This window comes from Skermanella sp., from assembly GCF_059503625.1.
On record NZ_JCACHA010000925.1, the window covers coordinates 1 to 7330 of the forward strand.

The 7330-nt window shown below is 66.2% G+C and carries 9 protein-coding genes and 1 pseudogene; 7 read left to right on the forward strand and 3 right to left on the reverse strand.

Annotated features, from left to right (window positions below; genetic code table 11):
* Positions 1 to 53: 53 nt before the first annotated feature.
* The gene (locus tag AC5JJ6_RS33735) at positions 54 to 1241 is read right to left on the reverse strand and encodes an IS256 family transposase (protein WP_496046234.1); all 1188 of its coding nucleotides are present in this window, start codon (positions 1239 to 1241) and stop codon (positions 54 to 56) included.
* 400 nt (positions 1242 to 1641) lie between these two features.
* Positions 1642 to 1830 (reverse strand): hypothetical protein, encoded by a 189-nt coding sequence (locus AC5JJ6_RS33740; RefSeq protein ID WP_496046235.1) that lies wholly within the window; start codon positions 1828 to 1830, stop codon positions 1642 to 1644.
* Positions 1831 to 2398: 568 nt separating this feature from the next.
* Here AC5JJ6_RS33740 and AC5JJ6_RS33745 point away from each other — a divergent pair.
* The 7 genes and pseudogenes from AC5JJ6_RS33745 to AC5JJ6_RS33775 form a co-directional block, all read left to right on the forward strand.
* A complete protein-coding gene (locus AC5JJ6_RS33745) occupies positions 2399 to 2701 on the forward strand; it encodes a hypothetical protein (RefSeq protein WP_496046236.1) in 303 nt (100 codons plus the stop codon).
* A complete protein-coding gene (locus AC5JJ6_RS33750; protein ID WP_496046237.1) occupies positions 2698 to 3075 on the forward strand; it encodes a hypothetical protein in 378 nt (125 codons plus the stop codon). The genes AC5JJ6_RS33745 and AC5JJ6_RS33750 overlap by 4 nt, the downstream gene beginning before the upstream one ends.
* Positions 3076 to 3293: 218 nt before the next feature.
* Positions 3294 to 3797, forward strand: a complete 504-nt coding sequence (locus AC5JJ6_RS33755) for a hypothetical protein (RefSeq protein WP_496046238.1) — start codon at positions 3294 to 3296, stop codon at positions 3795 to 3797.
* A gap of 5 nt (positions 3798 to 3802) precedes the next feature.
* Complete coding sequence (locus AC5JJ6_RS33760) at positions 3803 to 4048, forward strand: hypothetical protein (RefSeq protein ID WP_496046239.1); 246 nt, start codon at positions 3803 to 3805, stop codon at positions 4046 to 4048.
* Positions 4049 to 4112: 64 nt separating this feature from the next.
* Positions 4113 to 5195, forward strand: a complete 1083-nt coding sequence (locus AC5JJ6_RS33765; protein ID WP_496046240.1) for a hypothetical protein — start codon at positions 4113 to 4115, stop codon at positions 5193 to 5195.
* A 4-nt stretch (positions 5196 to 5199) separates the two neighbouring features.
* Positions 5200 to 5883, forward strand: coding sequence for a hypothetical protein (locus AC5JJ6_RS33770; RefSeq protein ID WP_496046241.1), 684 nt, complete (start codon positions 5200 to 5202; stop codon positions 5881 to 5883).
* A 145-nt stretch (positions 5884 to 6028) separates the two neighbouring features.
* Positions 6029 to 6199 (forward strand): annotated as a pseudogene (locus AC5JJ6_RS33775) (hypothetical protein); the annotation flags it as partial.
* Here AC5JJ6_RS33775 and AC5JJ6_RS33780 read toward each other — a convergent pair.
* Positions 6178 to 7330: DEAD/DEAH box helicase (locus AC5JJ6_RS33780; protein WP_496046242.1), on the reverse strand; the 1153-nt coding region annotated here is incomplete at its 5' end. The pseudogene AC5JJ6_RS33775 and the gene AC5JJ6_RS33780 sit on opposite strands and share 22 nt — an antisense overlap.

Here is a 7330-nt window from a genome sequence, read left to right on the forward strand (position 1 = left end):
GATTGCGTCCGTCAAGGTGGTGTAAATTGGGAAGCGGTCATCAGCACCTTAGGTCAGGTCGTGGTCAGCGCGGCGAGGGCCGCTTCATCACTGGCAGCCATGCCGGCCATCGTTTCCAACGTCAAGTAACGGTGTTGTAACTGCCACTCGTCATTCTGTTCGAGTAGTACAGCGCCGACCAGTCTGCGAACGCTGGCTTCATTCGGGAAGATACCGACGACATTGGTGCGGCGTTTTACTTCCTTGTTCAAGCGCTCGATTGGATTGGTCGAGTGCAACTTGCTACGGTGGGGCTCAGGATAGTCCATGTAGGCGAGCACGTCATGTTCGGCCTCGTCGAGCAGGGCGGCGACCTTGCGAAAGCGCGGGCGGAGCTGATCGGCAACGTGGCGCCAGGCTTGTCCGGCAGTCTCGCGATCGGGCTGGACAAAGACCTGGCGAACGGCAGCCGAGACGACACTCTGCTGGCTTTTCGGCACATGGGCCAAAAGCGACCTCATAAAATGAACCCGGCACCGCTGCCAGGTGGCGCTCAGGACCTGCGCGATAGCGGCTTTGAGGCCCTCGTGAGCGTCGGAAATGACCAGCTTCACGCCCTTGAGGCCGCGGCGTACCAGACCGCGCAGGAACTCGATCCAGAAGGTCGCGGCTTCCGACTGACCCAGGCCGAGCCCGAGGATCTCGCGGCGGCCATCCTGGTTGACGCCGGTGGCGATTATTGCCGCAATCGACACGATGCGGCCATTCTGGCGGACCTTGATGTAGGTCGCATCAAGCCAGAGGTAGGGCCACTCGCCTTCCAGCGGCCGCTCGAGGAAGGACAGCACGCGGGTGTCGATGTCCTGGCACAGCGCCGAGACTTGCGACTTGGAGATGCCGGTCATGCCCAGCGCCTGGACCAGTTCATCGACCTTGCGCGTGGACACGCCCTGGATCCAGGCTTCCTGGATCACCGCCGTCAGCGCCTTCTCGGCGGTTTTGCGAGGTTCCAGAAAAGCCGGAAAGTAGGTCCCCTGGCGCAGCTTCGGGATCTTCAGGTCGAGCGTGCCGAGCCGGGTTTCCAGCTGACGATCCCGATGGCCGTTGCGGTAGGTGGTGCGCTCATCCGAGCGTTCATGGCGCCCGGCACCGATCAGGCTGTCCACCTCGAACTCCATCAGCCGCTGGAGCGTGTGGGCGGCGATGGCGCGCAGAAAGTCGCCGTCGGTACTGGCCTGGATCTGGTCGAGCAGAAGTGTCATCATGCCTCCTTGGGTCTCGGTCTCGTGTTGCAACTCGACCTTACCTGATGAGCGTGATGACCACCTCCGCGTTGTTGCGGCCCCAAGGGCGGAGGGATGAGATGGACCCAGGTTCCGCTCTGCGAGCTCCACCTGGGTCCATCTCATCCCTTCAGGGGCCAATTTCCACCACTCTGCTGGACGTTACCCGCGAATTGTCTTGACGTTCGAGCGTGCCAAACTGGTCCGCCGCTCGGTGGCGGCCTCGCCTGTCAAGCACATTGGCATACGGTTGACCTCCATCAACCAGCGCGGTCCGGGTTTATCTTTTCCAGCTTGGTCATCTTTGCTTGTGGTCTCGTAATCAACGGTTCAGCTCTGTCCAATTCATAGGACGGTGGCGTAGCAGGCAGCGTGATGGTCACTTCTCACCTTCGCCTTGATCTTCTTCGGCTACAAAGCCCTGTGCCTTCATGTGATCAATAAGGACCTTCTCGGCCCAAGCTGATGCTGAGCGACGATCCTCTTTTGCCAAGCGCTCCAGCACTCGCTTCCAACCCGGTTCAAGCCGAACGCTGATCGGGGTGATGCGGCTACGGTCCTTCGTCATAATTATCATTCCTGATACTATATGATGCTATTCTCCAATTGACTGATGAATTCTGATGCACTATTCTGTGTTCATCAGGACGCATCAAGCCAAATCAGGAGGACAGAATGTCCATCAGTATTCAGGCTAATAGCAAGTCCTTCTCCTCCACCAAGAACCACGATCCCATCTGCACCTCCAGCAACGACAGTGTCGAGGATAAAGGGTCGTAACTCGTTGATTTCAGACGGCCCTCGAAAGGGCCTTTGACCGAAGGCCGGCAGTACGTTGTCGCCGCTGAGTAACCACCCTCGGCCGGAGCGGGAAGTCATAGCAACACCGCTCGCTCGGTCTTCCAAACGGAGTTCCCTCGATGCTAACCGCAGAGAACGCCTCCTTCCTATACCCCTCAAACTCTGCTGTTCTCCCAGTCCCATGCCCTGAAAACCGGGTCGATAGATGCTCCCTGCCTGATCGAGCGCAACGTGACCGTCCTTGGCACCTGAACCCAGCGGGGTGTCCGACAATCCGCCGCAGTCTCCTCCGCACCACCATTCTGGGAGCGACCATCGCCCCGGTAGTCGCTGCCATGTCCGCGGTGGAACCCTCCGCAATCCCCCCGAAGCTGGGCGGCCTGATCGTGGACCATCAGCGCTCCGCCGCCACCCTCGAGGCCATCAACCAGGATTTCGACCCGGACGCCTGGAACGATGCCGGGATGCTCGCGTGCCGCGGCCTGAAAGCCCCGCTCAATAAGCGACCGGTCACCGCCGCCGAATTTGCCGCCAAGTTTGAGGCCCTGATCAAGTCGACCAGGGACGACAGCAAATTTTACATCCTGCGCACCCTCGCGGCGGACATCCGCGCGCTGATCGGGGAGGACGAGCAATGACCCGGTGCATCGAGCTGGTCGAGGCTGGCGCTACCGCCGGCCGCACCACCTACCGCATCCTGGCGGACGGCGAGCGCGTCGGCACCGCCACCGAGCTGGCCACTGACCAGGACGCTTCCTGGCGGCTGACCATCCCCGGCCACTGTGCCAACCTGCGCCGCAGCTCGCGCGAAACCGTCCTCGCGACCGTCACGTGGCTGCTGGACCCGTCATCCCGGCGGACCGTCGTCTATGTTCCGGCGAACCCCGGCAGCCGCTGGGACGAGGTCGCCGCCGAACTGCGCGCCGCCGGTTTCGAGGTCATGCCGACGCCGATGCCGGAGAGCGGGCACGCCATCCAGGCCCCCGTCATCCTCTGCACCCGGGAGGTCTGAGCCATGGCCCCCACTCGAGAATCCGGCTCCGGACCGGTCGCACCCGATCCCGGCGAGCATCACGGGCGGCAAACCCGGACGTGCTTGGGATGCGGCAGGGCCTTTGCTTCCGCTCATATCGGCCACCGCATCTGCCGGCGGTGCAAGAAGCTCGACGCCTGGAAGTCCGGCACCGGCGATTGCGACAGCCACGACGGGTTCCAAGGGAGGACGACGCCATGCCGTACCGCTTGACTTCCGCCCAGCGCCTGCTTCTGGCCGACTGCGTTCGGACCGGCCTCGTGGGCTGGCTCATCACCTGCCCGGTGGCGGGCCAGCAATGCCGTATCCTCCAGGCCCGGGCGACCAGTCTTCTGGGCTTCGGCTTCGCGCGCTTCACGACGATGGCGGCCAGCCACTTTGGGTCCGACTATCGGCCCCGCTGTCTCGGTTCGACCGACCTATTCCCGCTGTCGATCGCCGAGGCGGCGGCCCTGGCCAACGATGTCGAGCTGGAGATGGCGGGCGACGACCAGCTCTACGCCGCCGCCCTGATCGCGGCTCACAGCCCCTACGCCCAGCCCGAGATCAGGGGTCGGGACTGGCATACCTACGTGACCCTGCTTGGCGAGATCGGGATCGATCCCTGGGCCGGTGGTCCTGCCTGGAACCGTGAGGTTCGCGACCGCCTGAGGCCGTTTCGGCGCGCCGTCGCTGCGTCCCATGCCCTCGCGGCGGAGTGACCCCTATGGACAACAACCTTCCCCTGCTGAACGTCGGCGGTAAGACCAGGATGGGCTGCTATGCGGCGTTCCCAGGCTCTGGCCCGCAGGGCGCCCGGTGCTCCGGCTGTGCCCACCAGTCCCCCGACGGATCCCGTTTCGTCTGTACCAAATACCGGGCGTTGACCGGCCGCAAGGGCAGCCCGATCGATCCCGGCTCGCCGGCCTGCCGCTACTTCGCCGCCCGACCGGCGTTCAACGCCCGGCGATGAGTCCTCAGGCCGCGCCCTCCCTCGGACGGCGCGGCGGTTTCCACTCCGCATGGAGGTCATCACCATGTCGACCACCAACACCGACACCCCAACCCCCGCCGCCGATGGCGCCGATGCGGGCGCATCCCCTTCCGCCGTCCGGCGCTTCGGGCGGGTCCCGGTCCGCTGGCTCGAGGACCCGGGCGTCGGGGTCGAGGAACTGGCGGTGCTGACGGCGCTGGCCGTGCATGCCGATCGCGACGGCGTGTGCGTGGTCCGGCAGCGCACGCTCGCCGGCCTGCTCCAGCACTCGCGCGAGTGGGTGTGCCGGGTGCTCGCCCGGCTGTGCCAGCCCGGCGGCTTGGTCGAGAAGGAACACCGCGCCGACCGCGACGGCTGGAATCTGGCCTGCCGCTACCGCCTGCCCGATCTCGCCGGCCCCTCGGACACTCCAACCGACCTTTCCGGTGACCCGATGCCCGGCTCCCGCACTAGCGGCAGGGACGGCACCCCGCTGGAGGATGCCGGAAACCCAGCAGGCGATTCGGCACCAGCCGGACCGGTCATGCCTGCGCCGGTGAAACCCGCGGTGCCCGCACCGGAGGCTGTGATCACTCCGGCAATAGCCGGTGTGACGGACGGCGCACATCAGGAACAGACTCCCTTGAACAAAGATTCCTCCAGCGGCGCCACCTTGCGGTGCGCGGGCTGTCACTGCCGGGAGCGGTCGATGGGCGGCAATGACCGGAACGGCGGCGATGACCGGAACGGCGGCGATGACCGGAACGGCGGCGATGACCGGAACCGGCCGGTGCCGGCCGACTGGTGGCCGGATGCCGGCGACGTCGCCTGGCTGGCAGCGCACCGGCCCGACCTGAACGCCGGGCACATGACCGCTGTGTTCGTCTGCGGAGCACGGGCACGTGGCCTGCGCTATGCCGACCCCTCGGCGGCGTGGCGCCGCTGGGCGCTGGCCGAACGCGCGTCCAGCCGCCGGCCAACTGCCACCTTTGAACCGCCCCGGGACTTCCGCGACGCGCCCCGGTCGATGCCCTCGGCCCAGAGCGCCCACCACGCCGCCCAGGAGGCGCGCAACGCGGCGATCGGCCGTGAGGTGCTGGCCAGCATGATGGCGCGCCGCGGCATGGACGCCGGGGCGGAGGGCTGACACCATGGGCGATGTGATCTCCTTCGACCCCGCCACGGCACCGACCGACGACGCCGGCCTCCTGGCCGCCGGCCCCCTGGTCCTGGAGGATGTGGACGCGTTCGCCGCCCGGACCGCGCGGGAGCCGTTCTGGCTCGACGCCACCGAGCTTCCGGCCCCGTTCCGGGCGGCGCTGGCGGCTGCCCTGGCGGAAGCGCGTCGCGACCTGGAGCCGTGCCACCCTGCCGAGATCGTCGACGCCCTGGCGGTTTTGGCCGACCGCCACCGGCTCGACCTGCCGGACCGGGGTGCCCTCGAGATGGACGCCGAGGTCATGGCGGCGTGGCCGCGCGACCTGTGGCTGCGGGCGTACCGGACGGTCTGGGAGCGCTGGTCATGGCGCCGGATGCCGACCGTCGGCGACTTCCGCGGTCCCCTCGGCGACGCCATCGAGCGCCGGCGCCGGCGCCACGACCTGCTGGCGACGCTGGAAGCACGGCTGCGCGCCCGGAGCAGGCCGGAAACAGTGCCGGACTGCATTGCGGCCCTGGAGCGGACTGGACCCGGCGTGCACCAGGGCTGGTTCAATGCCGCCCTGCGGCGCGATCCTGCCCTGGCCCCGGCGGACCGGGCCGACCTCGCCCGCTGGGTGCCGGTCGTCGCACCACGTATCGCCGCCGTCGGATTATTCGGGCCGGCCGACGAATGAGCACGTCGGATGCCACCTTCCCTGCGCCTCGCCTGCCTCCGAGTGACCGGCTCAGGTCTCCCGTTGGGCCGCGTCGCGCAAGCGTGCTGTGAAGTCGTCGGGATCGGGTGTTCCCGCCCGCGGGGGTCACCTCCGATGATGGCGGCTATGGCAGCCAGGACGCTGGAGAACCCAACCCGGACGTCCGGTACCTGGAGGGGCAGTCCGTCACCCTGCCTATTGTGGGAGGGGGCGAGAACGCGTGCTCTTCCTCTCCTCACAAGCCCGCTGCTTCAGCGGGCGGTTGTTGACACATCAAGCTCGCTCGATCGGCTGAAACAGCAAATCGATGTCCTCCGATGTCAGCATCGCTCCTGTTTCGGCTTCGGGATCGAACAGGCCATCGGCCAGGGCCTGCTTGCGCGCCTGCAGGGTAAGGATCGCTTCCTCCACCGTGCCGGCGGTCACGAGCTTGAAGACGAAGACTGCCTTGTCCTGACCGATCCGGTGAGCCCGGTCCATCGCCTGGCGTTCCACCGCAGGATTCCACCAGGGATCGTACAGGATCACCGTGTCGGCCGCGGTCAAGTTCAGGCCGGTGCCCCCCGCTTTCAGGCTTATCAGAAACACCGGAACTTCGCCGGCCTGGAAGCGATCCACCGGTGTCCTGCGGTCCCGTGTCTGCCCGGTCAGCTTGACATAGTCGATCCCGGTCCGGTGCAACGATTCCTCGATCAGGCCGAGCATGCTGGTGAACTGCGAGAACAGCAGCACCCGCCGGCCTTCCGCTACCAGTTCCGGCAGTATCTCCATCAACCGCTCCAGCTTGGCGGAACTCCTGACCTTGGCCGCACCCGCCACCTTGAGCAGCCGAGGATCGCAGCAGGCCTGCCGCAACTTGAGCAGCGCGTCCAGAATCATGATGTGGCTGCGGGCCAGGCCCTTGGAAGCGATTTCCGCCCGAACCTTTGCATCCATCGCCACCCGGATGCTCTCGTAAAGGTCGCGCTGCGGATCGCCCAGATCGATCGTCTCGACGATTTCGGTCTTCTCCGGCAACTCGGCCGCCACCTCCGCCTTGGTCCGGCGCAGCAGGAACGGACGTACCCGCCGGGTCAGCAGCCGGCGCCGGTCCTCGTCACCCTGCTTCTCGATCGGGGTGCGGAACATCCGTTTGAATTGGCGCTGATCTCCCAGCAGCCCAGGGCTCAGGAAGTGGAACAGCGACCATAGTTCCTCAAGGTTGTTTTCCATCGGCGTGCCGGTCAGGCATACCCGGTGGCGGGCCCGCAGCTGCAGCGCCGCCAGTGTCGCCTGCGCCTTAGGGTTCTTGATCGCCTGCGCCTCATCAAGCAACACGATGTGCCACTCCTGGGACAGCAGCGCATCCTTGTCGCGCGACAGCAGCGGGTAGGTCGTCAGCACCAGGTCGTGCTGGCATATCCGGGTGAACTCCGCCTTACGCCCC

What these genes read in the sequence shown, in the direction of transcription:
- AC5JJ6_RS33735 (WP_496046234.1), bottom strand. Translation starts at nt 1,241, where the DNA reads ATGACACTTCTGCTCGACCAGATCCAGGCCAGTACCGACGGCGACTTT.
- AC5JJ6_RS33740 (WP_496046235.1), bottom strand. Translation starts at nt 1,830, where the DNA reads ATGACGAAGGACCGTAGCCGCATCACCCCGATCAGCGTTCGGCTTGAA.
- AC5JJ6_RS33745 (WP_496046236.1), top strand. Translation starts at nt 2,399, where the DNA reads ATGTCCGCGGTGGAACCCTCCGCAATCCCCCCGAAGCTGGGCGGCCTG.
- AC5JJ6_RS33750 (WP_496046237.1), top strand. Translation starts at nt 2,698, where the DNA reads ATGACCCGGTGCATCGAGCTGGTCGAGGCTGGCGCTACCGCCGGCCGC.
- AC5JJ6_RS33755 (WP_496046238.1), top strand. Translation starts at nt 3,294, where the DNA reads ATGCCGTACCGCTTGACTTCCGCCCAGCGCCTGCTTCTGGCCGACTGC.
- AC5JJ6_RS33760 (WP_496046239.1), top strand. Translation starts at nt 3,803, where the DNA reads ATGGACAACAACCTTCCCCTGCTGAACGTCGGCGGTAAGACCAGGATG.
- AC5JJ6_RS33765 (WP_496046240.1), top strand. Translation starts at nt 4,113, where the DNA reads ATGTCGACCACCAACACCGACACCCCAACCCCCGCCGCCGATGGCGCC.
- AC5JJ6_RS33770 (WP_496046241.1), top strand. Translation starts at nt 5,200, where the DNA reads ATGGGCGATGTGATCTCCTTCGACCCCGCCACGGCACCGACCGACGAC.